At 71.9% G+C, this 26,630-nt stretch carries 20 protein-coding genes and 1 pseudogene; 14 read left to right on the top strand and 7 right to left on the bottom strand.

Going from position 1 to position 26,630, the window contains the following annotated elements:
* Positions 1-26: 26 nt before the first annotated feature.
* Complete coding sequence (locus QUY26_RS31785) at positions 27-1,082, top strand: helix-turn-helix transcriptional regulator (protein ID WP_289952771.1); 1,056 nt, start codon at positions 27-29, stop codon at positions 1,080-1,082.
* Here QUY26_RS31785 and ctaD read toward each other — a convergent pair.
* Positions 967-2,655, bottom strand: a complete 1,689-nt coding sequence (gene ctaD / locus QUY26_RS31790) for an aa3-type cytochrome oxidase subunit I (protein WP_289952772.1) — start codon at positions 2,653-2,655, stop codon at positions 967-969. The genes QUY26_RS31785 and ctaD overlap by 116 nt on opposite strands.
* 504 nt (positions 2,656-3,159) lie before the next feature.
* Between ctaD and QUY26_RS31795 the strand changes: the two genes are divergently transcribed.
* Positions 3,160-3,375, top strand: coding sequence for an I78 family peptidase inhibitor (locus QUY26_RS31795; protein WP_289952774.1), 216 nt, complete (start codon positions 3,160-3,162; stop codon positions 3,373-3,375).
* 147 nt (positions 3,376-3,522) lie between these two features.
* Here QUY26_RS31795 and QUY26_RS31800 read toward each other — a convergent pair whose 3' ends face one another.
* Both QUY26_RS31800 and QUY26_RS31805 read right to left on the bottom strand, forming a co-directional pair.
* Complete coding sequence (locus QUY26_RS31800) at positions 3,523-4,548, bottom strand: phosphatase PAP2 family protein (protein WP_289952777.1); 1,026 nt, start codon at positions 4,546-4,548, stop codon at positions 3,523-3,525.
* Between the two features lie 305 nt (positions 4,549-4,853).
* Positions 4,854-6,029, bottom strand: coding sequence for a glycosyltransferase family 39 protein (locus QUY26_RS31805; protein ID WP_289952779.1), 1,176 nt, complete (start codon positions 6,027-6,029; stop codon positions 4,854-4,856).
* A 259-nt stretch (positions 6,030-6,288) separates the two neighbouring features.
* On the opposite strand from QUY26_RS31805, the gene QUY26_RS31810 reads away from it, so the two are divergent.
* The gene (locus QUY26_RS31810) at positions 6,289-7,908 is read left to right on the top strand and encodes an MFS transporter (RefSeq protein ID WP_289952780.1); all 1,620 of its coding nucleotides are present in this window, start codon (positions 6,289-6,291) and stop codon (positions 7,906-7,908) included.
* Positions 7,909-8,218: 310 nt separating this feature from the next.
* Positions 8,219-9,415, top strand: a complete 1,197-nt coding sequence (locus QUY26_RS31815) for an acyl-CoA dehydrogenase family protein (protein ID WP_289952782.1) — start codon at positions 8,219-8,221, stop codon at positions 9,413-9,415.
* Between the two features lie 50 nt (positions 9,416-9,465).
* Here the strand turns inward: QUY26_RS31815 and QUY26_RS31820 are convergent, their stop codons facing one another.
* Entirely contained in the window at positions 9,466-9,912 is a 447-nt protein-coding gene (locus QUY26_RS31820; protein WP_289952784.1) for a cell division protein SepF, read from the bottom strand.
* A gap of 331 nt (positions 9,913-10,243) precedes the next feature.
* Here QUY26_RS31820 and QUY26_RS31825 point away from each other — a divergent pair, with 331 nt between their 5' ends.
* Positions 10,244-11,479: a DUF5685 family protein gene (locus QUY26_RS31825; protein ID WP_289952787.1), complete on the top strand. Its 1,236-nt coding sequence runs from the start codon at positions 10,244-10,246 to the stop codon at positions 11,477-11,479.
* 64 nt (positions 11,480-11,543) lie between these two features.
* On the opposite strand, the pseudogene QUY26_RS31830 reads toward QUY26_RS31825, so the two are convergent.
* Positions 11,544-11,666, bottom strand: a pseudogene (locus tag QUY26_RS31830) (ABC transporter substrate-binding protein); the annotation flags it as partial.
* A 155-nt stretch (positions 11,667-11,821) separates the two neighbouring features.
* Here QUY26_RS31830 and QUY26_RS31835 point away from each other — a divergent pair.
* The 8 genes from QUY26_RS31835 to QUY26_RS31870 all read left to right on the top strand — a co-directional run bounded on the left by QUY26_RS31835 (position 11,822) and on the right by QUY26_RS31870 (position 21,545).
* Complete coding sequence (locus QUY26_RS31835; RefSeq protein WP_354670720.1) at positions 11,822-12,217, top strand: LLM class flavin-dependent oxidoreductase; 396 nt, start codon at positions 11,822-11,824, stop codon at positions 12,215-12,217.
* A 5-nt stretch (positions 12,218-12,222) separates the two neighbouring features.
* Positions 12,223-13,017: a DUF1684 domain-containing protein gene (locus QUY26_RS31840; RefSeq protein WP_289952789.1), complete on the top strand. Its 795-nt coding sequence runs from the start codon at positions 12,223-12,225 to the stop codon at positions 13,015-13,017.
* Between the two features lie 251 nt (positions 13,018-13,268).
* Complete coding sequence (locus QUY26_RS31845) at positions 13,269-14,168, top strand: S1 family peptidase (protein ID WP_289952790.1); 900 nt, start codon at positions 13,269-13,271, stop codon at positions 14,166-14,168.
* A gap of 405 nt (positions 14,169-14,573) precedes the next feature.
* Entirely contained in the window at positions 14,574-15,659 is a 1,086-nt protein-coding gene (locus QUY26_RS31850) for a S1 family peptidase (protein ID WP_289952792.1), read from the top strand.
* A 420-nt stretch (positions 15,660-16,079) separates the two neighbouring features.
* Positions 16,080-17,036: an ABC transporter permease gene (locus QUY26_RS31855; RefSeq protein ID WP_289952793.1), complete on the top strand. Its 957-nt coding sequence runs from the start codon at positions 16,080-16,082 to the stop codon at positions 17,034-17,036.
* Positions 17,037-17,106: 70 nt separating this feature from the next.
* On the top strand, positions 17,107-18,882 hold the full coding sequence (locus QUY26_RS31860) for an ABC transporter substrate-binding protein (protein ID WP_289952794.1): 1,776 nt from the start codon (positions 17,107-17,109) through the stop codon (positions 18,880-18,882).
* Between the two features lie 3 nt (positions 18,883-18,885).
* A complete protein-coding gene (locus QUY26_RS31865; RefSeq protein WP_289952795.1) occupies positions 18,886-19,878 on the top strand; it encodes an ABC transporter permease in 993 nt (330 codons plus the stop codon).
* The gene (locus QUY26_RS31870) at positions 19,875-21,545 is read left to right on the top strand and encodes a dipeptide ABC transporter ATP-binding protein (protein ID WP_289952798.1); all 1,671 of its coding nucleotides are present in this window, start codon (positions 19,875-19,877) and stop codon (positions 21,543-21,545) included. The genes QUY26_RS31865 and QUY26_RS31870 overlap by 4 nt, the downstream gene beginning before the upstream one ends.
* A 131-nt stretch (positions 21,546-21,676) precedes the next feature.
* Here QUY26_RS31870 and QUY26_RS31875 read toward each other — a convergent pair whose 3' ends face one another.
* Positions 21,677-24,493, bottom strand: coding sequence for a M4 family metallopeptidase (locus QUY26_RS31875; RefSeq protein ID WP_289952799.1), 2,817 nt, complete (start codon positions 24,491-24,493; stop codon positions 21,677-21,679).
* A gap of 215 nt (positions 24,494-24,708) precedes the next feature.
* Between QUY26_RS31875 and QUY26_RS31880 the strand changes: the two genes are divergently transcribed.
* Positions 24,709-25,776: a hypothetical protein gene (locus QUY26_RS31880; protein WP_289952801.1), complete on the top strand. Its 1,068-nt coding sequence runs from the start codon at positions 24,709-24,711 to the stop codon at positions 25,774-25,776.
* Positions 25,777-25,804: 28 nt separating this feature from the next.
* Here the strand turns inward: QUY26_RS31880 and QUY26_RS31885 are convergent, their stop codons facing one another.
* Entirely contained in the window at positions 25,805-26,251 is a 447-nt protein-coding gene (locus QUY26_RS31885) for an SSI family serine proteinase inhibitor (protein ID WP_289952803.1), read from the bottom strand.
* Positions 26,252-26,630: the final 379 nt, after the last annotated feature.

Here is a 26,630-nt window from a genome sequence, read left to right on the forward strand (position 1 = left end):
TCTGCGGCCGGGGGAGAATCGCCCTCATGTTGGAGACCTCCGCCCGGCTGCTGCGGCTGCTCTCGTTGTTGCAGGCCCACCGCGAGTGGTCCGGCGCCGACCTCGCCGAGCGGCTCGGCGTCACCCCGCGCACGGTGCGGCGGGACGTGGACCGGCTCCGGGAGCTCGGCTACCCCGTCAACGCGAGCCCCGGCACGGGCGGCGGCTACCAGCTGGGGGCGGGCGCCGAACTGCCGCCGCTGCTTCTGGACGACGACGAGGCGGTCGCCGTGGCGGTGGGGCTCCGCACGGCCGCGGGGCAGGGCATCGAGGGCATCGGGGAGAGCTCCGTACGCGCCCTCGGCAAGCTCGAACAGGTCCTGCCGGGGCGGCTTCGGCGCCGCGTCGGCGCGCTCAACGCCTTCACCGTGCCGATGCTGCACACCGCGCGCTCCCAGGCCGTCGACCCCTCGGTCCTGACCGAACTGGCCGCCGTCTGCCGGGACTCGGAGCGGCTGCGGTTCGACTACCGCGACCACGGCGGCAGTTCAAGCCGCCGCGTCGTGGAGCCGCACCGCCTGGTGTGCACCGAACGCCGCTGGTACCTCGTCGCCTGGGACCTGGACCGCGCCGACTGGCGCACGTTCCGCGTGGACCGCATCACGCCGAAGCCCCCGCACGGCCCGCGCTGCGAGCCCCGTACCCCGCCCGTCGCCGACCTCGCCGCGTACGTCTCCAGGGGCGTCTCCACGCGCGCCTACGCGGCGCAGGCCACCGTCCGCCTCCTCGTGCCCCTGGAGGAGGCGGCCCAGCGGGTGACGCCGTCCGACGGCACCCTTCAGGCCGAGACGGACGGCACCTGCCTGCTGCGGACCGGGGCGGGCAGCCCGGAGTTCATGGTCTTCCATCTGTTGTTCCTGGGCTTCGAGTTCGAGGTGCTCGAACCCCAGGGGCTCAGCGAGCGGATCCGGTCGGTCAGGGACCGGCTCAGCCGGGCCCTGGACCGGGGTGATCTGTCTGGTCGTCCGGCGCCCGCAGCGCCGCGTACTCGGGATGGTGCAGATCGAACGCCGGGGACTCCGAGCGGATCCGGGGGAGCGTGACGAAGTTGTGCCGGGGCGGCGGGCAGGAGGTGGCCCACTCCAGGGAGCGGCCGAACCCCCAGGGGTCGTCGACCTCGACCTTCTCGCCGTACTTGGCGGTCTTCCAGAGGTTGTAGAGGAACGGCAGCGTGGACAGGCCGAGCAGGAAGGCGCCGATGGACGACACCGTGTTGAGGACCGTGAAGCCGTCGGCCGCCAGATAGTCCGCGTACCGCCGGGGCATGCCCTCCGCGCCCAGCCAGTGCTGCACGAGGAACGTCGCGTGGAAGCCCACGAACAGCGTCCAGAAGTGGATCTTCCCGAGCCGTTCGTCGAGCATCTTGCCGGTGAGTTTCGGCCACCAGAAGTAGAAGCCCGCGAAGGTCGCGAACACGACGGTGCCGAAGACCACGTAGTGGAAGTGCGCCACGACGAAGTACGAGTCGGTGACGTGGAAGTCCAGCGGCGGCGAGGCGAGGATGACCCCCGTCAGGCCGCCGAACAGGAACGACACCAGGAACCCGACGGACCACAGCATCGGTGTCTCGAACGACAGGGACCCCTTGAGCATCGTCCCCGTCCAGTTGAAGAACTTCACCCCGGTCGGCACCGCGATCAGGAACGACATGAACGAGAAGAACGGGAGCAGCACCGCGCCCGTCGCGAACATGTGGTGCGCCCACACGACCACCGAGAGCCCGGTGATGGCCATCGTCGCGCCGACCAGCGGGACGTAGCCGAACACCGGCTTCCTGCTGAACACCGGAATGATCTCCGTGATGATGCCGAAGAACGGCAGCGCGATGATGTAGACCTCCGGATGCCCGAAGAACCAGAAGAGGTGCTGCCACAGCAGCGCGCCCCCGAACTGGGCGTCGAAGACCACGGAGTGGAAGCGCCGGTCGGCCTCCAGGACGAGCAGGGCGGCCGCGAGCACCGGGAACGCGAGCAGGACCAGGATCGATGTGAACAGGACGTTCCAGGTGAAGATGGGCATCCGGAACATCGTCATCCCGGGCGCGCGCATGCCGATGATGGTGGTCAGGAAGTTCACCGCGCCGAGGATCGTGCCGAAGCCGGACAGCGCGAGCCCCATGATCCACAGATCGGCGCCGATGCCGGGGGACCGCTCCAGGCTGTTCAGGGGCGCGTACGCGAACCAGCCGAAGGCCGCGGGCCCGCCCGGCACGAGCAGCGAGCCGAGCACCATCAGGCCGCCGAAGAGGAACAGCCAGTACGAGAGCATGTTCAGACGCGGGAAGGCCACGTCGGGCGATCCGATCTGCAGCGGCATGATCTCGTTGGCGAAGCCCGCGAACGTCGGCGTCGCGAAGAGCAGCAGCATGATCGTGCCGTGCATGGTGAACATCTGGTTGAACTCTTCGTTGGTCATCAGCTGCAGGCCCGGGCGGGCGAGTTCGGCCCGCATCAGCAGCGCCATCAGACCCGCGATCAGGAAGAACGCGAACGACGTGATCAGGTAGAGATGCCCGATCTTCTTGTGGTCGGTGGTGGTCAGCCAGTCGACGACGATCCGCCCCGGCGTCCGCTCCCGCGCCGGCCCCGCCTGCGCCCGCACCGTCTGCGTCCCCATCGCTTGCCCCTTCGCTGTCCCGTCCCGGGCTTGCTCGAAGCACAGGCCATGATGTCGCCGCGCCCCCGGATCCGACAGGGGGCGTCCCTCGTTCCGGCGGCGCGCCTACCGCGTTCCGGCGCCGGGCACACTCCGGCAACGGCCCTCCACGCGCCCTGGAACCATGAATTCCTCATGCCCCGTCACCTCACCGGAAGCGCCCGGTAATCGAGAATGCGGAGGATCGGTAAAGAAATCCGGGAGGCATTGCCGGGCCTCAGGAAGGATCTTCCGGCAGCGTTCCGAGAGGTTTTTCCGCGGTCTCTCCAGGGCCGCCCGGGTGACCCGGAGTTCACGCCGAATTCGACTCTCGGGAGCAACGAACCGCTCGTACGTGTGACGAAGTCCGGGCGAAACGCGCGTCGTGATCCTGTGACAGAAGCGTGACCAGAGGGGCACCGGTGACGCATGGTGCACGGCTATCGGGACTTCCCCGCGCCGCGTCGGCCGCCTAACGTGACCGTCATGGCACCCATACCGACACCCGCCCCCGAGCCCCAGGACAGCCCGGACTCCTACGTCGGCCTCGCCGCCGAGGACGCCGAGCGCCGGGCCCGTGCCCGCGGCTGGTCCACCGTCAGGTCGCTGCCGCCGGGCGCCTTCATCACCATGGAGTACCTCGCGGGGCGGCTGAACTTCGAGGTCGCGGACGGCGCGGTGACGCGCTGCTGGAAAGGCTGAGCGCCCCCTCGGCCACTCCCGCACCCCACGCCCCGCACAGGGCGCCCCCGGGAGCGACGTGCGAAGGCCCCGGACACCACAGTGGTGTCCGGGGCCTTCGCGGTGCGGGATCCAGCTGTGCGTACCGTTCCCGCGGTCGGGGGGCGCTCAGCCGCCCGCGAGGGGCCGCGCCGATGTGCCGCGCACCCGCTCGGGGTGCGGCGGACGGCGGGGGCCCTGAGGGGTGACCGGCGTGCGCTCGCAGCGGGCGGTGTGCGGGCCCGGGGCGAGGTAGGCGGGGGTGCGGGGGCGGGCGGTCGCCACGGGCTCGCGGACGGGCTGCTCGTCGCCGGGGGAGCCGGGGCCCGCGGGACCGCCGGAGGCGCGCTGAGGGACCAGGGCCGGGGCGGGGACCGGGGTCGTGGCGGGGCGGCCGCCGCGGCGGGCCCAGGCGTCCCGGACGCTGAGGATCCAGGCCTCGACACGGGTGATGAGCGGTTCGACCCAGGGCAGCGCGAGCAGGATCAGCAGGCCGGCGGCCCAGCCGAGCAGGACGTCGCTGAGCCAGTGCGTACCCAGGTAGACGGTGGTGAGGCCGACGCTGAGGGAGACGACGGCGGAGAGCGCCGACAGATAGCGGCGGGTGCGCGGCGTGGAGGCGAGATAGGCCAGGATTCCCCAGGTCACGACGGCGTTGGCGGTGTGGCCCGAAGGAAATATATCGCCGCCCTGCCACATCTCGTTCGAGCCGATGACGGTGGCGTAGTGCGGGCCGAGGCGGCCCATGCCGATCTTCGCGGCGCCCACCGTGGCGTTGAGCAGCAGCAGGGCCGCGCCGAACATCAGCAGCGGGCGCAGCGTGTGCTGCCGCCAGGAGCGCCAGCCGAGCCAGGCCGCGACCATCACGGCGGTCGGGCCGCGCTGGCCGAGGACCACCCAGTAGTCGAGGAAGCCGTGGACCTCGGGCCACTGCTGGTAGGGCCGGAAGAACATGACCTGCCAGTCGAACCGGACGAGCCAGGAGGTGGCCACGACGGCGACGACGATGGCCACGTAGAAGGCCAGCGTCGCGCTGAAGAGCACGACCCGGTGCGGGCTCATCCGCGGCTCATCGAGGTGGGCCGGTCGTTCCGGCTCACGGTCTAGCCGGGCGAACAGCCGGTCCAGACGGGTCAGGTTTCGTTCGGTACGCACCCAATCGACGTTACAGCGAGTGAGTGCCCCACTAGGTCGAATCAGAGCGTTTGTGATGACGATGTGATGTGGCATTGATCTCAGGCTCCGGTTTATTCCGGCCGGAATGCCTATTCAATGATGCCCGCTTTACCCAATCCGTTGATCATTACGCTCGCGGTTTTAGTCGCCTTATGAATTAGTTCACCGGGACCTGGCGCGGAATTCTCCGTCCGCTCACCGGGTGCTCACCGCCCGTGCTCGGAAACGATCTTGAGTGGCGATCTTGGCGAGAAGCGGAGGGCCCCGGCGGGCCCCGAGCGGCCTCACGGCGGCCCGGAGCCGTGCAGCCAGAAGGCCCCGTACACCGCGCTGACCACGGCCACCCCGCCCACGACCAGGGCCGCCCTGCTGGCACGCAGCCGCGCCAGCGCCACCGCGAGCGGCAGCAGCAGCGGGAAGGCGGGCATCAGCAGGCGCGGTTTGGAGCCGAAGTAGCCGGACGCGCACAGCGCGAGTACGACGACGATCCCGGTGTAGACGAGCAGCGCGGGCGGCTGGCCCTGGCGCACCCCTTTGACGTACAGCCAGATCAGAGCGGCGACCCCGACGATCAGACCGATCCCCGCGAGCGCCCCCGCCGGGGACGTGAACTTCTCGCCGATGAAGCGCGCGAAGGCGTAGCCGCCGTCGAAGCCGTTGCCCCACTGCCTCTGGACGTCGAGGTAGCCGAACAGGCCGTCGCCCGTGCGGTGCCCGACCCACAGCACATAGCCCGCCGCGCCGAGCGGCGCCAGGGCCACGCCGAGCAGCACCCGCCGGTCCCGCCCGACCACCAGCGGCCGCTCACCGGCCCGCTTCCTGCGGTACGCCGCGAGCGCCGCCGCCACCCACACCGCGGCGACCACCGCCGCGCCCACCGGCCGCGTGAGCCCGGCGAGCGAGGCGAGCAGCCCCGCCGTCACCCAGCGACCGGTCAGGACCGCGTACAGCGCCCAGGCCGCGAGCGCGGTGAACAGCGACTCGCTGTACGCCATCGACTGCACGACGCCGACCGGGAGCACCGCCCACAGCGCGACCGCGCACACCCCGGCCCGGCGGCCGTACACGTGCTCCGCGACCGCGAAGATCCCGCCCGCCGCGCCCAGCGAGGCGAGCGCGCTCACCACCAGGCCCGCGTCCGCGTAGGACAGGCCGAACACCGAACCGGCCCGCTCCAGCCAGGGCAGCAGCGGGAAGAACGCCAGGTTCGAGTGCACGCTGCCGTCCGGCAGCTTCACCTCCCAGCCGTAGCCGAAGTCGGCGACGCGGGTGTACCAGAGCGAGTCCCAGCGGGCGGACAGCAAGGTGTGCGGACTCTTGCCCGCCGCGGCACCCCACACGGCGAGCACCACGAGCCCCAGCGCGCGCACCCCGGCGTACACAAAGAGCGCGGGCGCTGCCCGGCGCAGCGCGGCGGCGGTCCGGTGCCCCGTGGCGGGACGCTGATCAAGATCGGTCACGGGCTCGATTATCGGCTCCCGACCCGGATGCTCGTGACGGCGCGAGGGCATCCGAACATCACCGGCACGAGCGAACGTGGCGCACACCACACGCCCGCGCGGCAACCATGAGAGGTCCGCCACGCGAGCCGGCCGGGGACTCGCGTACGCTGACGGCCACTCGCCGTTCACAGCCGCCACAGCCGGACGACCGGATCCCGTAGGGTCCCGCCGGCCCCCCACTGGCCGCACTCGCGAGGAATCACTGGGAGGTACGCACATGTCCGGGACGACCACGGCCGCCGCTCCATCCGGCCGTCGGCCCCCCGGCGAGGGCGCCAACCGCTGGGTCGTGCTCGTCGTCCTCTGCGTCAGCCTGCTCCTTGTCGCCGTCGACGCCACCGTCCTGCACGTCGCCGTGCCCGCCGTCACCGAGGACCTCAAGCCCGGCGCGATCGAGCTCCTGTGGATCGTCGACATCTATCCGCTGGTCTGCGCCTCGCTCCTGATCCTCTTCGGCACCCTCGGCGACCGCGTCGGCCGCAGACGCGTCCTGCTCCTCGGCTACGGCCTCTTCGGCGTGGCCTCCGCGATCGCGGCGCTCGCCGACACCCCGGACGTCCTCATCGCGGCCCGCGCGCTGCTCGGCGTCGGCGGCGCGATGATCATGCCCGCGACGCTCTCGATCCTGCGCCAGGTCTTCCCCGACCGGCGCGAGCGCGCCCTCGCGATCGGCGTCTGGAGCGCCGTCGCCGCCGTCGGCGCCGCCTGCGGACCGCTCCTCGGCGGCTTCCTCCTCGAACACTTCTGGTGGGGCTCGGTCTTCCTCATCAACATCCCGCTGATGCTCGTCAGCCTGCCCGTCGGACGCTGGCTCCTGCCCGAGTCGACCGGCGCCCGCAACGGGCCCTGGGACGTCGTCGGCGCCCTGATGGCCGCCGGTGGGCTCTTCGGCCTCGTGCTCGGCGTCAAGCGGCTCGGCGGCGGGGAGTCGCCGCTCGGCGCGACCACGCTGCTCGCGCTCCTCGTGGGCGGCGGACTCCTGGTCGCCTTCGTGCGCCGCCAGCGGCGCCGGCGGCATCCGCTCGTCGACCTCGCCATGTTCACGCGGCCCGCGTTCAGCACGTCCGTGGGGTGCATCGTCCTCGCGATGCTCGCCCTCGTCGGGCTCGAACTCATCGCCGCCCAGTACCTCCAGCTCGTCCTCGGCCTGTCCCCCCTGGAGACCGGTCTCCGCCTCCTCCCCCTCACCATCGCCGCCATGGCCGCGGGGCTCGCCGGGTCCCGCATGCTCCAGCGCTTCGGGCCGCGCGCCATGGTCGCCTCCGGCTTCGGGCTCACCGCCCTCGCCGTCGCCGCCCTCACCGCCATGGGCAGCGAGGACAACGCCCCGCTGCTCCTCACCGGCTTCGTGCTGCTCGGCTTCGGCCTGGAGACCACGCTCTTCGGTGCCTACGAGTCGATGCTCAGCGAGGCGCCCCAGACCCAGGCCGGCGGGGCCGCCGCCATCGGTGAGACCTCCTACCAGCTCGGCGCCGGGATCGGCATCGCGCTCCTCGGCAGCGTCATGAACGCCGCGTACGCGCCCGGGCTCTCCTCCGTCCGGGGCGTGCCCGCCGCCGACAGCGCTGCCGCCGGGCATTCGCTCGGTGAGGCCTACGACGTCGCCGATCGGCTCGGCGGGGCGCAGGGGGAGGCGCTGCGGGTCGCCGCCCGGGACTCCTTCGTGCACGGGCTGCACGTGACGCTCCTGGTCAGTGCGGGGCTGTTGCTTCTCGGGGCGCTCGCGGCGCTGCGGCTGCCCCGGGTCATGGAGTGCGGGGGCTCTGCCGGGGAGGTCGAGCCGGGCATACCTGTTCCTCGCGAGGGCGCGGGGGTTCCGGCGGAGTCCCTGCGCTGAGGCCCTCGCGGGGGCGCCCCAGGCCCGCCCCTTCCCGAACTGGGGCTCCGCCCCGGACCCCGCTCCTCAAACGCCGGAGGGGCTAAGACGCTGCTGCACGCACATTTTCAGCCCGTCCGGCGTTTGAGGACGAGGCGCGAAGCGCCGATGCGGGGTCCGGGGCGGAGCCCCGGGTTCGGGAAGAGGCAGGACTGGGGAGCCCCCGGCAAGGCCCAGGCCCACTCTGGACGTGAGGGATGCCGCGCCGTAGCGTCGACCCGAGCCGCATGTGACTACCAGCGCTAGTTAAGAGCCCGCCGGAGGCCCCGCGATGTCGCCCGCAAGCAGCAGCAACCTGCCCCCCTTCGACCCGACCGACCCCCTGGGCCTGGACGACCTCCTGGACCCGGAGGACCTGGCGGTCCGGGACACCGTCAGGTCCTGGGCGGCGGACCGCGTGCTGCCGCACATCGCGGAGTGGTACGAGAGCGGCGAGCTGCCCGGGGTGCGGGAACTGGCCCGGGAGCTGGGGTCGATCGGGGCGCTCGGGATGTCGCTGACGGGCTACGGCTGCGCGGGCGCGAGCGCCGTGCAGTACGGGCTCGCCTGCCTGGAGCTGGAGGCGGCCGACTCCGGGATCAGGTCGCTGGTGTCGGTGCAGGGCTCCCTCGCGATGTACGCGATCTGGAAGTTCGGCTCCGAGGAGCAGAAGCAGCGCTGGCTGCCGGGAATGGCGGCCGGCGAGATCATCGGCTGCTTCGGCCTCACCGAGCCCGACCACGGCTCGGACCCGGCGGCCATGCGGACGTACGCGAAGAGGGACGGGACGGACTGGGTCCTGACCGGGCGCAAGATGTGGATCACGAACGGCTCGGTCGCGGGCGTCGCCGTGGTCTGGGCGCAGACCGACGACGGGATCCGGGGCTTCGCCGTCCCCACGGACAGCCCGGGCTTCGCCGCGCCGGAGATCAAGCACAAGTGGTCGCTGCGGGCCAGCGTCACCAGTGAGCTGGTCCTGGACGAGGTGCGGCTGCCGACCGACGCGGTACTGCCCGGCGTCACCGGCCTGAAGGGCCCGCTCAGCTGTCTGTCGCACGCCCGCTACGGCATCGTCTGGGGCGCGATGGGCGCGGCCAGGGCCTGCTTCGAAGCGGCCGTCGCGTACGCGCAGACCCGGGAGCAGTTCGGCAGGCCGATCGGCGGCTTCCAGCTCACGCAGGCGAAGCTCGCCGACATGGCGGTCGAGCTGCACAAGGGCATCCTGCTCGCGCACCACCTCGGACGCCGCATGGACGCCGGGCGGCTGCGCCCCGAGCAGGTCAGCTTCGGCAAGCTCAACAACGTACGAGAGGCGATCGAGATCTGCCGCACGTCGCGCACGATCCTCGGCGCCAACGGCATCTCGCTCGAGTACCCCGTGATGCGGCACGCGACGAACCTCGAGTCGGTGCTCACCTACGAGGGCACCGTCGAGATGCACCAGCTGGTCCTCGGCAAGGCGCTCACCGGGCTCGACGCCTTCCGCTGAGCGCGCGGGGCGCGCGGCGGCGGGGCACGGGCGCGGCGAGCGGCCTCGCCTCAGCTCTGGTTGAAGAAGCCGTCGGTCCGCTGGGCCGTGGCCTCGCCGCTGACGATCTCCGTGTTGGCGGGGGTCAGCAGGAAGACGCGGTGCGCGACCCGGTCGATGGAGCCGCGCAGACCGAAGATGAGCCCGGCCGCGAAGTCCACGACGCGCTTGGCGTCGCCGGGCTCCATCGACGTGAGGTTCATGATGACCGGCACGCCGTCCCGGAACATCTCACCGATGGCGCGGGCGTCGCGGAAGCTGTCCGGCGTGACCGTGCCGATCCTGTGGCCCTTGTCCTCGGCCACGTCCGACGCGACCTTGACCCGCGGGTCCGTGACCCACGCCTCGGCCGCCTCGGGGCCGTCGGCCCCGTCGTCTTCGTATCCGTCGTAGTAACGCTCGTCGTTGTTGTCGTCGACGAGGCCAAGCCAGGCACTCGCCTTGCGCACCGATCCCATGGACGCCTCCTCTCGCAGCGGTCTGCTTGCGTTCCGCATCCCTATGGTCGTCCATGATGCGGATGGTGCGCCAAGGGGATAGTCGCCGCGCGGGGTTTTCGTGACGGTACTGGCACACAGTCAATACGGCGACGCGCGGGATTCTTCAAGGGTCGTGCCGTGTACGGCTGCTGACAGTGAGTGAAATATGATTCTTCGCGGCGTATGGGTGACGCGCGGTGCGTACGGGTGAACGGGCGGGGGGAGGGACGGGTCGATACGATGCCGGAGTTCGCTCGCCCGGCGGATTCGTCGGACTCATCGGACTCATCGGACTCACGGGGGAGTCGCCTTGTTCGGAATCGTCAGGCCCTGCAGTCACCGTCTCGGGGAGGGACTCAAGCCCCAGTGGCTGGCGCATCTGTGCGGGCTGTGTCTCGCGCTGCGCGGTGACCACGGGCAGTTCGCACGCGTCGTGACCAACTACGACGGTCTGATCATCTCGGTTCTGACGGAGGCTCAGGCCGAGCGGGCCTCCGGCCGGCGGCGCACCGCGGGCCCCTGCCCGCTGCGCGGCATGCGCACCGCCTCCGTCGCCCAGGGCGAGGGCGCGCGGCTCGCCGCGGCCGTCTCGCTCGTGCTCGCGTCCGCGAAGGTCAAGGACCACGTCGTCGACGGCGACGGCCTGTTGGCGCGCAGGCCGGTGGCCGCCGCGGCCCGGCGTGTCGCGGGCCGGTGGGGCCGCGCGGGCGCGAGCACCGGCGCCGACGTGGGCTTCGACACGACCGTCCTGCTCGACGCCGTCGAACGGCAGGAGGGCATCGAGGCCTTGGCCGGACCCGGCACCTCCCTGCTCACCGTGACCGAGCCGACGGAGACCGCGACCGCCGCCGCCTTCGCGCACACCGCGGTCCTCGCCGGACGCCCGGGCAACGCGGAGCCGCTGGCCGAGGCCGGACGCCTCTTCGGCAGGCTCGCGCACCTCCTGGACGCCGTGGAGGACCGGGTCGCGGACACCGAGGCGGGTGCCTGGAACCCCCTCACGGCCCTCGGCACCTCCCGCGCCGAGGCCCGGCGGCTCGCCGACGACGCGCTGCACGGCATCCGGCTCGCCCTCGCCGAGGTGCGGTTCACCGACGCCAAGCTCGCCCACTTCCTGCTCGTGCACGAGCTCGAGCGCTCGGTGGCCCGGGCGTTCGGGACCACCTCGTGCGGGCACCCGCCGCACGAGGTGCGCGGGGCGTCCGCGCACGAGGTGACGGCCCATGACGGGTCCTACGGATCGGGGCCGTACGGGTCCGGCGGCTCGGGTTCCTACAGCGACGGGTCGTACTACGGGGGCGGGAACCACCGGGGCGACTCGTACGGCGGCGGCAACTACGGCGGGAGCGGCGACTGGTCCGGCGGTGAGCCGCCGAAGCCGCGGCGCGGGTTCTGGGCCGGGTGCGCCGTCGCGATCGGATTGTGCTGCACCTGCCGGCTGTGCTGTGCGAAGGAGTACGAGGGTCCGTGGTCCCGCAAGAAGCGCGAGGGCGCCTGCCGGGACTGCGACTGCGACTGCTGTGACTGCTGCTCGTGCTGTGACTGAGACGGGACCCCTCGGGGTGTGTCCGGCGGGGGCCCGGTGCGGGCCGCCCGCCGGTGACGTGCCGTCAGTCCTTGATCTCCGGCGGTGAGATCCGGGACGCGTCGATCGCCGACGCCCGGGTGCCCCGCTTCCTCAGGATGCGGTCGTACGTCCCGTCCTCGATGAGCCGGTTCACCGCCGCCGGGAACGTCGTCACCTCGTCGGACGCCTTCACCGGCGAGAACTTCCGCCGCGGCGGCTTCCTCGGCCACGCCGACCGGTACACCCGCGCCGCCGAGTTCGTGGCGGCGGCACGGGAGCTGTGGGACTCCTGGACCTCCGACGGGGTCGACGGAGCCGTGGGTGAGCCGCGGCCGGTCGCGCACCGCGGGCAGGGAGTTCGCCGCTCCCTCCGCCGACGTCGTCTTCACCAGGCACGGCACCCTGGAGGCGGGCCGAGCCTTCTGCGCCGACGTCAAAGGGCGGCTCGCGGCGTACGGGCGTGCGCCGGACGACCTGAGGATCATGCCCGGCGTCACCTTCGTCCTCGGGGACACCGCGGAGCAGCTGGAGGAGTGCGTCGGGACGGACGCCGCCGACGGCTTCATCCTCGTCCCGCACCTGACGCCGGGCGGGCTGGACGAGTTCGTCGAACGAGTGGTGCCGCTGCTCCAGGAGCGCGGCGTGTACCGCACGGAATACCGGGGCGCGACGCTGCGCTCACACCTCGGGCTGCCCGAGCCCGCATGGAAGGGTTGATCATCATGAGCACGACCGACGACACGCTGCGGGACTTCAAGGAGTGGCACGAGCTGCGCACGGCCACGGTCTCCGCGCCCCACGGCCCGCTGGCCCTCACCGGCACGCACTGGCTCGCCGACCACCCCGGCGGTACGCTGCCCGGCCTGCCCGGGCGCTGGTCGGCCGACGGCGACGAACTCGTCCTGACGGTGACGGCCGACGACGGCATCTCCCTCGACGGGCGGCCCCTCACGGGCACGGCCCGCCTCACGCCCGACGCGGGGCCCGTCAGCGCGGCCCGGCTCGGCCTCGGTGAGCGGCGCCTGGTGGTGCTGCGCCGCGAAGGGCTCTGGGCGGTGCGCGACTTCGACCCGGAAGCGGCCGCGCGGCGCGCCTTCACCGGCATCGAGGTCACCGCGTACGACCCGGACTTCGCGGTCGAGGGCTTCTTCACCCCGTACGAGCGGGACCGCACCGTGCGCGTGGGGAACGCGGACGGCGTGGAGCGGGGGCTCGGGCTCGGCGGTGAACTCGCCTTCACGCTGGCGGGGCGGGAGCACGCGCTGCAGGTGAGCGTCGAGGGCGACGGCTCGCTGTGGGCGGTGTTCGCGGACGGGACCAGCGGTGTCTCCAGCTACCGCTTCCGGTTCCTGCGGCCCGCCGCGCCCGACGAACAGGGCCGCACGCGCGTCGACTTCAACCGGTCGCTGCTGCCGCCGTGCGCGTTCGCCGACCACTTCATCTGCCCCTTCCCGCCGCCCGGCAACACCCTCACCGTCGAGATCGCCGCCGGGGAACGGAACCTTTCCCGCCGCTGATACGTCTGACAGGACGCCGATGACCCAGAGCCCCGGTGGTGTGCCGCACGTGCGACACCGCCGGGGCCGGTCGTCGTGTATCGGCCATCCCGGCTGAAAGGCACCCCTTGTGCGGTGTCACGGCGCCCCGAATACTCCCGAGCAGCGCTTGTCAGGGACACGGCGTAACCGGAATGCGCCGGTCCTTCGACCGCGCCTCACGGGCCCCCAACCCACATGGGCCCCCTGACTTCCCTCGGGAGGAACCAGCAGTGAGGATCAAGCGCACCACCCCCCGCAGCGGTATAGCGAGACACTCCCGCACGGTCGCCGTCGCGACCGGGCTCGTGGCCGCGGCCGCACTCGCCGTCCCTGCCGCCAGCGCCGGCGAGGCCCGCAGCTACAGCGCCTCCGACCTGACGGCCGCCAGTGACGCCGTTCTGGAAGCGGACGTCGCGGGCACCGCCTGGAACGTCGACCCCAAGACCAAGCAGGTCCTGGTCACCGCCGACAGCACGGTCTCCGAGGCCGAGATCGCCAAGCTGAAGCAGGCGGCGGGCGACAAGGCGGGCGCCCTGAAGATCGAGCGGACGCCCGGCAAGTTCCAGAAGTACATCTCCGGCGGCGACGCCACGTACGCCACCAGCTGGCGCTGCTCGCTCGGCTTCAACGTCCGCAGCGGCAGCACCTACTACTTCCTGACCGCCGGGCACTGCACCGACGGCGCGGGCACCTGGTGGGCCAACTCGTCGAAGACCACCGTGCTCGGCACCACGCGCGGCTCCAGCTTCCCGACGAACGACTACGGCATCGTCAGGTACACGAACAACTCGATCGCCAAGCCCGGCACCGTGGGCAGCCAGGACATCACCCGCGCCGCCGACCCGACCGTCAACCAGAGCGTGACGCGTCGCGGCTCCACCACCGGCACCCACTCCGGCCGCGTCACGGGCCTGAACGCGACGGTGAACTACGGCAACGGCGACATCGTGTACGGCATGATCAGGACGACCGTCTGCGCCGAGCCCGGCGACAGTGGCGGCCCGCTCTACTCCGGTTCCACGGCGCTCGGTCTGACCTCCGGCGGCAGCGGCAACTGCTCCTCCGGCGGTACGACGTTCTTCCAGCCGGTCACCGAGGCCCTGCGCGCGTACAACGTGAGCGTGTACTGACGCCCACCCCTGTACCCCGCACGGTCAGCGGCCACTTGAGCCCCCGCCCCCACTCCTGGGCGGGGGCTATTCGCCGTCCCGGCGTCGTCCGCGCCCGGCCGACGAGCATCGAGAACCGGACAGGACTAGTCCTCACCCGCTGCCGACCACTGCTCGCACGGGGTGTTTGCAGCGGGAACCGACGTGGTGAGACCACGGACGGTCAACGCGTCCTGGCCGGGGGCGCGTTGTCGGGCGCGCGTCCTGAAGTAGACCTTGTGTGCGACCTCGTGCGCTGGGAATAGTGGGCCGCGTCCTATTGGCATGGACGCGGCTTTCCCATCGTCAGCCCGCCATGCGCGTACGCCTCTCGGCCGCCGAGGTCCCCACACCGGAGCGGACCGACCCCCCACAGGAGGACGCGAGTTGAAGCACCGCCGCATACCCAAGCGCCGTGCCGCCATGGCAGGTGCGGGTGTCGTCGCTCTGATCGGCGCGGCCGTCACCTTCCAGACTGCGAACGCGAGTGAGGACACCCCCGCCCCCAAGCCGGACACGCTCTCCATCGCGAAGGCCGGAAAGCTCGCCTCCTCGCTGGACAAGGAGCTGGGCGCCGACGCCGCGGGGACGTACTACGACGCGCAGGCCAAGCAGCTCGTCGTGAACGTCCTCGACGACGACGCCAAGGACGCCGTCGAGTCCGCCGGCGCCAAGGCCAGACTGGTCGAGAACTCCCTCGCCGAGCTCAAGAGCGCCCGCGCCACGCTCACGGACAAGGCCTCGGTCCCCGGCAGCTCGTGGGCCACCGACCCGGCCGCCAACAAGGTCGTCGTGACCGTGGACCGCACGGTCAAGGGCGCCGACCTCAAGAAGCTGACCTCGGTCGTCGAGGGTCTCGGTGAGAAGGCCGAACTGAAGCACTCCAAGGGAGAGTTCAAGCCCTTCATCGCCGGTGGCGACGCCATCTTCGGCGGCAGCAGCCGCTGCTCGCTCGGCTTCAACGTGGTCAAGGACGGTGCCCCGCACTTCCTGACGGCGGGGCACTGCACGGAGGCCGTCACCAGCTGGTCCGAGAAGCAGGGCGGTCCGGCCATCGGTGAGAACGCGGGCTCCAGCTTCCCCGACAACGACTACGGCATCGTCAAGTACTCCGGCGACACCGCGCACCCGAGCGAGGTGAACCTCTACAACGGCTCCACGCAGAAGATCACCAAGGCCGGGGCCGCGACCGTCGGCCAGCAGGTGCAGCGCAGCGGTTCCACCACGCAGCTGCACGACGGCAAGGTCACGGGCCTGGACGCCACCGTGAACTACGGCAACGGCGACATCGTGAACGGCCTCATCCAGACCGACGTGTGCGCGGAGCCCGGTGACAGCGGCGGCGCGCTGTTCGCGGGCGACACGGCCCTCGGTCTGACGTCCGGCGGCAGCGGTGACTGCAGCTCCGGCGGCGAGACGTTCTTCCAGCCGGTGCCCGAGGCCCTCGAAGCCTTCGGGGCGGAAATCGGCTGACGTCTGGTTCGAGTGCGGCGGCGGGCCCCGGAAACCTCTCGGTTTCCGGGGCCCGCTGGCATTTTCCGGCGGAGTTAAGAAGGCTGGTTGAAGAATTCAGGATCCCTGAATTCTCAAGGGGTGACGCGCGTAGATATCTCCATGATGCGGAGGTGGTGTCGCTAGATGACCTTCGTAAGCAAGGCTGATGTGTCAGGTGACCTTCCTTGGTGGGGGTCTGTGGTGTAGATCTCAAAGCGGCGAGATGTCCGTGTTCATGCCCTTATGGGGGCCCGCAATGTTGCGCGGCTGTAAATCTGCGCAGCATTCTTGAAATGCTTTCTGCGGGGGATTTGCAAAGGCTCCGCATCGCTGGCTCTAATGATGCGCACCCCGACGCGGAAAACCTCCGCGTCCGCACGTCATCAGGAGTTGGGCAGCATGGCCGACGCGCCACACCCAGGCCCGCGCGGCCCGCTCGCCGCGGCCGTCGGCGCCTTCCGCCGGGACCGGCTCGGCCTCGCGGCGCTGTGCGTGGTGGCCCTGTTCGCGCTGCTCGCCCTCGCCGCGCCGCTCGTCGCCGCCGCGTACGGCAAGAACCCCACCGAGCACTACGGCCAGAACGAACCCGGACTGCTCAGCCCGGAGGGCCTGCCGGTGCTGCCCAACGGCGGCATCTCCGGCGACTTCTGGTTCGGCCTCGAACCGGGCCTCGGCCGGGACGTGTTCACCCAGCTCCTGTACGGCATCCGCACCTCGCTCCTGGTCGCGGGGGCGTCCATCGCCGTCATCGCGGTCCTCGGCGTCGTACTCGGCGTGACCGTCGGCTATCTGAGCGGGCTCGCCGACCGGGTGTTCACCTTCGTCTGCAACGTCCTGCTCGCCTTTCCGACGCTGCTGCTCTTCCTCGCCCTCAGCCCCATCGTGCAGACCCGCTTCGTCGACCCCGGCGAGAGCGAGCCCGCCTGGATGCAGTTCACCGTCCTCGTGCTGATCTTCGCCGCCTTCGGCTGGGTGCCGCTCGCGATGGTGCTCCGCACGACGGTGCGCTCCCTGCGCGAACGCGAGTTCGTCGAGGCCGCACGGGCCGTGGGCGCGTCCCGCCGCCACATCGTGCTGCGCGAACTGCTGCCGAACGTGTGGGCGCCCGTCCTCGTGCACCTCACCGTCGCCCTGCCCGGCATCGTCACCGCCGAGGCCGCGCTCTCCTTCCTCGGCGTCGGCATCAGCGAACCCATCCCCGACTGGGGCCGCATGATCGCCCGGGGCTCCGAGGTCTTCTACGACGACCCGACCTACATGGTCTTCCCCGGCGTGACGATCCTGCTCTTCGTCCTCGCCTTCAACCTGCTCGGCGACTCCGTACGGGACGCGCTCGATCCCCGTACCCGCCGCTGACCCCCGACGCCGCCGTCCCGCTTCTGCCCGCGTCACCGTCAACCCGTTCCACCCGCAAGGGAGTTCCGCCATGCCCAGGATCACCTCACGCACCGTGGCCGTGCCCGTCGCCGCCGCCGCTTCCGCCATGCTCGTGCTGTGCTCCTGCTCGGCCGGGGCGGGCACCACGAGCGACAAGGCATCCCCGCGCCAGGAGGCCGACCTGATCGCCCGGGTCGGCACCGCCGAGGACAGCGCGGGCCCCGCCCCGGCCGTCGCGGGCGCCCGGAAGGGCGGCACCATTCACGTCGCCAACCTGCGCGACCACGCCCATCTGGACCCGCAGAAGATCTACGCGGGCGAGGCCTACAACACCTCGCTCCTGTGGGGCCGCCAGCTCACCCAGTACCAGATCGTCGACGGCGAGCCGAAGCTCGTCGGCGACCTCGCCACCGACACCGGCAAGCCCTCCGACGGCGGCCGCACCTGGACGTACAAGCTCAAGGACGGCATCGCCTGGCAGGACGGCAAGCCGATCACCTCCGAGCACGTCAAGTACGGCATCCAGCGCACCTTCGCGCCCGGCTTCGAGGTCGGCCCTTCGTACTGGCCGCAGTGGCTGACCGGCAAGTCCGACCTCGCGCAGGCCCGCGAGGTCTACGGCGGACCCGAGAAGGACGGTGACTTCGACCGCATCGAGACACCGGACGACAAGACCATCGTCTTCCGCTTCCACGAGACGCAGTCCGACGTGCCGTTCATGGCCGCGCAGTCCTCCTCGTCACCGGTGCGCCCCGACAAGGACACCGGCGCCGCCTACGACCTCAAGCCGTTCGCCAGCGGCCCGTACCGGATCGTCGCGCACCGCCAGAACCGGTCCCTGACCCTGGCGAAGAACCCGCACTGGAAGGCGGACACCGACCCGATCCGCCACCAGTACGCCGACGCGTTCGAGTTCACCTTCGGGAAGAAGGAGCTCAACACCGCCCAGGAGATCCTCAACGGGCGCGGCGACGGCGCGGCCACCGTCACCACCAAGAACGACTTCCCGCCCGAGCTGATCGGCGAGGCCAACCGCGACCCGAAGAAGAAGGACCTCGTCGTCGACGGCCGCCGCGGCGCGTTCAGCTCGCACCTGGTGATCCGCAACGACCGCGTCGCCGACCCGGAGGTCCGCAAGGCCATCCACTACCTCTTCCCGCGCCGGCAGGCCCGCCAGGCACTCGGCGGCCCGCGCGTCGGCGACATCGCCACCACCTACTCCTCGCCCGCCATCGTCGGCTGGCACCCCTACGACACCTACCCGGTGGCGCCGACCGGCGACATCAAGAAGGCCAAGGAGCACCTGGCCAAGGCCGCGAAGCCGGTCGAACGGCTCAGCTACGCCTACGAGTCCAACGCCGTCAACGACCGCCTGGCCCAGGTCCTGGTGGACGCCTTCGCCAAGGCCGGCATCGAACTCGTCACCAAGCCGATGCCGCTGCCCGCCTACACCAACGAGGTCCTGCGCGGCACCGACCCGAAGTACGACCTGTGGATGTCCGCCTCGTCCGTGGACTGGCCGACCCCGGCCACCGGCGTCCCGTACCGCTTCGACAGCCGCCGCGACACCCTCGACAACGACCCGCGGTACCAGAACCCGGCCGTCGACAAGGAGCTCGACCGCATCGCGCGGATCGGCGACGCCACCAAGAAGGCCAAGGCGCTCATCGCCCTCGAACAGGACACGATCATGAAGGACGTGCCGCTGGTGCCGTTCCTGCACCAGCGCGTCCAGCAGGTCCGCGGCGCCGACGTCGGCGGCGCCTTCATCCACCCGATCTACGGCACCATCAGCCCGGCCTGGCTGTACCTGAAGAAGTCCTGAACCATGCCCAGCTACCTCCTGCGGAGGGTGCTCCAGGCGGTCGTGGTGCTCCTCGCGATCTCCGCGACCGCCTTCGCACTCTTCTACGCCGCCCCCTCCGACCCGGCCGTCATCGCCTGCGGACCCAAGTGCGACGCCACCCAGATCGCGGCGGTCCGCGACTCCATGGGCCTGGACCAGCCGATGCTCGCGCAGTACGCCGACTACGTGCGCGGCCTGATCGCGGGCCGCACCATCAACGACGTCGACGGCACCCCGATCGCCTGCGACGCACCCTGCCTCGGCTACTCCTACGCCCTGCACGAACCGGTGCGCGCCGCCATCACCAGCCGCTTCCCCGTCACGCTCTCCCTCGCGGGCGGCGCCCTCGCGGTGATCGTCGTCTTCGGGATCGGCGCGGGCTTCGTGTCCGCGCTGCGCCGCGGCCGGCTCACCGACCGGCTCCTGTCCGGCTTCACCCTGGTCGGCGCCAGCGTGCAGATCTACTTCCTCGGCTACGCCCTCCAGTACCTCCTGGTCTACCGGACGGGCTGGTTCGCGCTGCCCGGCTACACCTCGCCCGGCGACGGCATCGGCGCCTGGGCCGCGGGACTGCTCCTGCCCTGCCTGGTCCTCGGCTTCGTCAACGCCGCCGTGTTCGCCCGGCTCTCCCGCGCCCAGATGCTGGAGGTCATGCACGAGGGGTACGTGCGCACGGCGCGCGGCAAGGGGCTCAGCCCGCTGCGCGCCCACCTGAAGTACACCTCGCGCGGGGCCGCCGCGCCGCTGGTGCAGCTCCTCGGCCTGGAGGTGGGCGCGCTGCTCGGCGGCGCGTTCATCACCGAGACCGTGTTCGGGCTCAGCGGCGTCGGCAAGCTCGCGGTGGACGCGGTGGCGCAGAACGACCTGCCCACCGTCGTCGGCACCGTGCTGCTCGCCGCGTTCTTCGTGGTGGTGTTCGTCGCCCTGGCCGACCTCGTGGTGGCCTGGCTCGATCCGAGAGTGAGGCTCGCGTGAGCGGCTCCGGCAAGGAATGGCCCGTCCTGCGCGTGCGGGACCTGAGCGTCACCTTCACCGGGACGCGCGGCACCGTCATGGCCGTCGAGGGCGTCTCCTTCGACCTGGCGCGGGGCGAAGTCGTCGGCCTGGTGGGGGAGTCGGGCTCCGGCAAGTCCACCGTCGGGCTCGCCGCGCTCGGCCTGCACGACCCGGCGCGGACCCGGATCACCGGCAGCGTCGAGGTCGGCGGCACCGAGGTCGTCGGGGCGGACGAGGGCACGCTGCGGCCGCTGCGCGGCAACCGGGTCGCGATGGTCTTCCAGGACGCCCTCGCCGCGCTCTCCCCCTTCCACACTGTGGGCGCGCAGCTCGCCGAGGCCTACCGGATCCACCACCGGGCCGCCTCGCGCGCCGAGGCCCGCGACCGGGCCGCCGACATGCTGGAGCGGGTCGGCATCCCCGCCGCCCGCGGCCGGGACTACCCGCACCAGTTCTCCGGCGGCATGCGGCAGCGCGTGATGATCGCCACGGCGCTGATCAACAGCCCGGACGTGCTCGTCGCGGACGAGCCCACCACCGCGCTCGACGCCCGTGTCCAGCGCCAGGTCCTCGACCTCCTGGACGAGCTGCGGCACGAGCACGGCACCGCCGTCGTCCTCGTCACCCACGACGTGGGCGTCGTCGCGCACGCGAGCGACCGCATGCTCGTGATGCGCGGCGGCCACCTCCTCGAAGAGGGCCCGACCCGCCGGGTCCTCACCGCACCCGAACACCCCTACACCCGCGCCCTGATCGGCGCCGCCCCCACCCTGACCAGCGAGCCCGGCACCCGCCTGCCCACGGTCGACGAACCCGAGCCGAAGCCGCGCACCGCGGCCCGCACCCCGGTCACCGCGGCCGCACGCCCCCTCGCCGAGGTCAGCGGCCTGCACGTGGAGTTCGGCGGCGGCCGCACCCTGCTCGGCCGCCGCCGCGAGCCCGCCCGGGCCGTGCGCGGCGTCAGCCTGCACGTGCGCGAGGGCGAGACCCTCGGCCTGGTCGGCGAGTCCGGTTCGGGCAAGTCCACCACCGCCCGGGTGCTCGCCGGGCTCCAGCGGCCCACGGCGGGCGAGGTCCGCTTCGACGGCAAGGACATCTCGGGCGCCGCCGGGGACGCCGCGCTGCGCCGGGAGCTGAGCCGTGAGGTGCAGCTGGTCTTCCAGGACCCCTACGCCTCGCTGAACCCGCGTCGTACCGTCGAGCAGATCGTCACCACACCGCTGCGGGTGCACACCCGGGCCGCGGCGGCCGAGCGCCGGGAACGCGCGGTCGAACTCCTGGAACAGGTCGGCCTGTCCGCCGACGACCTGGACCGCTACCCGCACGAGTTCTCCGGCGGCCAGCGCCAGCGCATCGGCATCGCCCGCGCGCTCGCCCCGCGCCCCCGGCTGATCATCGCCGACGAACCGGTGTCCGCGCTCGACGTCTCCGTGCAGGCCCAGGTCCTGAACCTGCTGATGGACCTGCGGGACGAACTCGGCCTCTCGCTGCTCTTCGTCTCCCACGACCTGGCCGTCGTCCGGCACTTCTGCGACCGCGTCGCCGTGCTGCGGCGCGGCGAGGTCGTCGAGACCGGGGCCCGCGACGAGGTCTTCGAGCGGCCGGGCGCCGCGTACACGCGCGACCTGCTCGCCGCGATGGTCTGAGCCACCCCGGTCCACGGCCCCGTGGAGGGGGCGGGGCGGTGGACCGGGCTCCCCGAGGCGGTGCCCCGCCCACCTGGCGCAGGTGGGCGGGGCACCGCCGTTCGGTGTGTCCCGGCTCGGCGTGTCCTGGATCAGCAGGTGCCGGCCGGGCGGGCCCGGGTCACCAGGTCCGTGTGGCCGGTGGTGCCGTCGATCCACACCACGCGCCTGCCGGTGTCGGCGGCGTGGCCGGTCTGCTCGCCCCGGTTGCAGGAGACCCGCCCCAGGCCCTTGCCGTTCAGGTCGGTCTGCACCAGCTTGGTGAGGTTGCCGTTGCTCCAGCCCCGCTGGGGCTGCCACTGGGTGAGCGTGAGCGCCGACTCGGAGGCGTCCACGTTCCAGAAGTAGGAGTCCTCGGAGTCCTCGGGCACGATGTCGGTCAGTCCCGTGCCGTCGAGCTTCGCACGCCGCAGGCCCATGCGGTTGTCGTCGGCGATGTCGTCGACCAGCCAGTACAGGTACTTCCCGTTGATCGCCGGGGTGGCGATGCCGAGCTGCGCGCCCTTGGCGGGGACCAGCGTCTGCTTGCCCGTCCGTACGTCCGTGATCTCGGTGGAGACCTGCTGCCGCCCGTCCTTGTCGGTGTACACCTTGGCGTAGCCGAGCTTGTCGCCGTGGATCGTGGGCAGCGCGGTCACCACGTCGTAGCGGCCGCCGTCGACGAACACCGGCTCCCGGTCGCCGGGGCGCAGGTAGGCCACCCGCTGCTGGCCGTGCGGGCTCGACTCCTGCCAGGTGACGGTGCCGTTGGAGATCCGCACGCCTGCGACGGTGGTGCCCGCCGACCACAGCTTCTTCACCGGGCCGCCGGTCAGCGGCCGGGACAGGACCTCCACGCTGGTCGGCCCGTACGCCACCCACACCGCGCGCTTGCCGTCGGTGTCCGGGTAGACGTGGTAGCGGCCGTCGTTGGGGCTGAGCAGCTTCGGCGTGCCGGTGCCGTCGGTGCGGCCCGCGTACACGGAGAAGGCCTCCTGGCCCTCGTCGTCGGACTTCGACGCGGCCCACCAGCCGCCGCCCGCGCCCGCGCCGGTGTTCGGCAGCCTGCCGCCGACGCGGGTGGCGTTCAGGTCGCCGAGGAGCTTCTCGGAGTCGGCGCCGATGGCCTTCTCCCAGCCCTTGGTGATGCCGTGCGCGTCGAACGAGCGCCGCACGGTGCGCAGTTCCCTGCCCTTGACGCCGAGGTCCTTGGCCGCGGCGACCACCGCGTTGCGGGCCTCGGTGAAGCCGTCGAGCGGCGTCAGGTACTCGGCGAGGGCCTTGTAGACGATCCTGTCGGCGAGGGTGGCGCCCAGGTCCTCACGGATGTCCCACAGCGCGCCGGAGACGATCGTGGAGTTGAGGTGCACGCCGCCGCTGTCGGTGCCGATGGTGACGCCGAGGAAGTCCTTCGCGGTGGTGCGGCCGTCGCCCAGGTCCCGCAGCGCGCAGTCAGCGGGGGACTGGGTGCGGCACAGGTCCTCACCGATGAGCCCGGCCTTCGGGTCGCCCATCGGCGTCTTCGAGGCGTTCACGTCGATGGCGTTGCCGAAGTAGTCGGCCACGGCCTCGTTCAGGGCGCCGGACTGGCCGACGTAGACCAGGCCCGCGGTGTGCTCGACGACGCCGTGCGTCATCTCGTGGCCGACCACGTCCAGGTCGGCGGAGAGCGGCTTGAACTCCTCGTCGCCGCCGCCGTAGACCATCTTCTGGCCGTCCCAGTAGGCGTTGACGAACGGGAAGCCGCCGTCGGTCACGCCCACCAGGGAGTTGATGGCCATGCCCTTGCCGTCGAGGCTGTTGCGGCCGTGCTTCTTCTTGTAGTACTCGTGCACCTGCCCGGCCGCCCAGTGCGCGTCGACCGCGCCCGAGTCGGTCGCCTCCTTGCCGAACCTCTTGGTCCTGGAGCCGAATTCGGTGATCCCCTGCGGCCAGGTGCCCGACGCGTCGTTGGCGTCGACGCCCCGCGCGTCCCAGGTGGCCAGGGGGTTCTTGCTGCCGTTCCACTGGTGGCGGTAGTCGCGCAGCCGGTACGTGTCCGAGGCGGCGTCGTGCGCGACGTCGAGGCCGACCTTCTTGCCGTCGAGCCTGACGCCGCTGCCCTTGGCGCCGGGGAAGGAGCCTCCGGGGCCGTCGACCGTCTGGATCGCCGAGTACTGGAGCACGGGGAAGCCGGACGCGGCGTCGACGTACACCTGCTGCTTCACCGGGGCACCGGTCGCCGGGTCGCTGCCGGTGACGGTGACGTGGTACGTCAGGAGGCCCTTGCCCTGGGGCAGGACGACCAGGCCGTGGGAGGCGCCCGAGAGGGCGGGGCCCTGCGCGTCGGCCTTGCCCTTGGCCTTGCTCCCGCCCTCGGAGCCCTTGGCCTTGCTCCCGCCCTCGGCCGTGCGGGACTTGGGCGACTTGGGGGACAGCTTGGTCAGGCTGCCCGTGCGGCCGTCCCCGGCTGCGGTCGCCGCCACGGCGCGCTCGACGGCCGTGCGCTCCGCGACCTCGGCCTTCGTGCCGACCGTGAGGCCGGTGAAGTACTTGCCGGAGGTGCCGGTGACGACCCGCTCGCCGTCCTTCTTCTCCATCCGCACCAGGTACTGACCGCCGAGGACCGGCACGCCCCGGTGCTTCTGCTGGAACCGCACGGTCTCGCTGTCGCCGTGCCGCAGTGTCTGATCGGCGCTCAGGTCCCGTCGCGGGTCCGGTATCCGGTAGCGGCCCTCCTCGGCCGCGAGGTGGCCGCGGGCCGCGTCGGCCGGGCTGCCCGCGTCCTTGGCCGCCTCCGCGATCCCGTCGACCAGGGCCGGAGTCGCCGTGCCCGTGCCGGGGACGACCTCGCCGGCGGGGCCCTCGGGAGCCGACGGGGCGGCCTGGGCCGCGGGGACCCCGGAGGCGAGCAGTGCCGCGGCGCCGAGCAGCGCCGCGCTCCCCGTCATCCGTGTCCGGGTTATTCGTGCCTGTGCTGTCCGTGTCCGTCTGCGTGAGCTTCTCAAGTTCCCCTCCACGCGCAGAAGTGAGCGCACCATGGACGTGCTGTGTACGTGCCGTGCTCATGCAAGTCGTTGCCCGTGTGTTGATCAAGGAATAACGACTGGTCACAAGTGGGGCCGCACACTTGTGTGCGCCGTGGGGCGGGGTGAGACTGCCCGACATGACCATGGGGAGCGGCAAGGGGAGCGCGCTGCGCGACCTGGGCCTGGGGGAGGCGGACGAGCGGGTCTACGGTGCGCTGCTGCGGCGGCGGGCGCCGGCGGCGCGTGACGCCGAGGAGTTGCGGCGGGAACTGGGGCTCACCCGGGGGGAGTTGGAGCGTGCGCTGTCGCGGCTGCGGGAGCACGGGTTCACGGTTCCGTACGCGGACCCCGGCGAGAGTCTGGACGCGGGCGGCTCCTGCGGCCGGGCCGCGCTGCCGCGTCCGGTGCCACCGGCGCCCGCAGTGCGGGCCCTGATCCACCGAAGACAGGCGGAACTGCACGCCCAGGCAGCGGAGTTGGAGCGGCTGCGGCGCCAGGCCGACGAGATCGCCGAGCGCCTCGAACCCGCTCCGGCCCTCGCGCCCGGCGCGGTCGCGGCCGTCGAGGCGGTGAGCGGTCCCGGCGCCATCGTGCGGCACGTGGACCAACTGCTCGCCCGCGCCGAGAAGGAGGTGCTCATCCTCGACCGGCCGCCCTACCTCAACCCGTGGGCGGTCGCGGGCGCGGACCCCGGCACCGGCATCGCGGCCCTGCTCGAACGCGGGGTCGGCGTGCGGGTGGTGCTCGCCCGCGAGGGGCTCGCGCTCCCCGGCCGGACCCGGCTGCTCGGGCCGCTGGTCGACCGGGGGCTCGGGGTGCGGGTCGCGGCCGACGTGCCGACCAAGCTGATCGCGGTGGACGGCAGGGACGCGCTGCTGCCGCCCGCGGCCGGCGCCGACCCGGCCCGCACGGCCGTCGTCGTCCGCGACACGCTGCTCCAGCACGTCTTCCGGCCGCTCTTCGAGGCGCTGTGGGAGCGGGCGCTGCCGCTCGGCGGCGCCGGGCCGCGCCTTTCCGACGAGCACCGCGATCTGCTCGGCCTGCTGGCGGGCGGCTTCAAGGACGAGGCGATCGCGCGCCGTCTGGGCGTGCACGTGCACACCGCGCGCCGCCGCATCAGCCGCCTGCTCGACGAACTGGGCGCCGACACCCGTTTCCAGGCCGGCGCCCAGGCCGCGTTGCGGGGCTGGCTCACGGGCCCCTAGGGCCCGTGCGGTCCCGGAACGCGCGGTCTCAGAAGTTGAAGACCTTGCCCTGGCCCGCCGTCATCGCGCAGGGGTTGGCGAAGGTGTGCTCGTACGAGACGCGGCGGCCCTCCCAGACGCCCTGCGCCGTCACCACGATCGGGTTCCACTCCTTGGTGCAGGCGATCGTCGTCGGCGCCTTGGTCACCTTGTCGAACTTGCCGCCGACGGCGCGCAGTTGGTCGCAGGCGCCGGGCGCGTCGGGGTGGCTGCCGACGCCGCCGGAGGAACAGCCGAGGGTCACGGCCCGCTGGATCGAGGCGTCGGCGGCCTTGGTGCCGTAGCCGACGGTGAGCACCAGCTCGGAGGGCGCGAAGCCACTCGCGGCGGCGGGCGCAGCGGTGGCCGCGGGCGCCGGAGCGGCGGTGGCCGCGGTGGCCAGACCGCCGAGCGCGAGCGCGGCGCCCAGCGCGATCCCCCCAGAGATGTACCGCATTTCGAACACTCCCTTGCTTGTCGTTACGGATAACGAACGGAACGGACCGGAGTCTTGCTCAGGGAGGCGTCGAAAGCACATCCGTCGCTGACTTTCAGTCGTTGTTTGAAAACTGTGTGTAGTGGCGAGAGGTAACGGTTCCTCACGGTCGGTCGAGACGTCGTGCACCACGTGTGACCGGCGGGAAGGGGGAATCGTGGGGAAGTTCCCGGATGGGTGGAATCCGGGGCGAGGGTTCGGGGGAGTGGGGTGGGTCACTCCGGCCGGGCGTTCCGGGGGTTGCGGGATTGGCCGGAACCGGAGCGTGGGGAAGATTTTGTGAATGCGTTCACAAGCTCGCAAGGGTCTTTGGACCTCTGGCGTTCGCGCAGGTGAGAGA

This window comes from Streptomyces flavofungini (assembly GCF_030388665.1).
Lineage (GTDB): Bacteria > Actinomycetota > Actinomycetes > Streptomycetales > Streptomycetaceae > Streptomyces > Streptomyces flavofungini_A.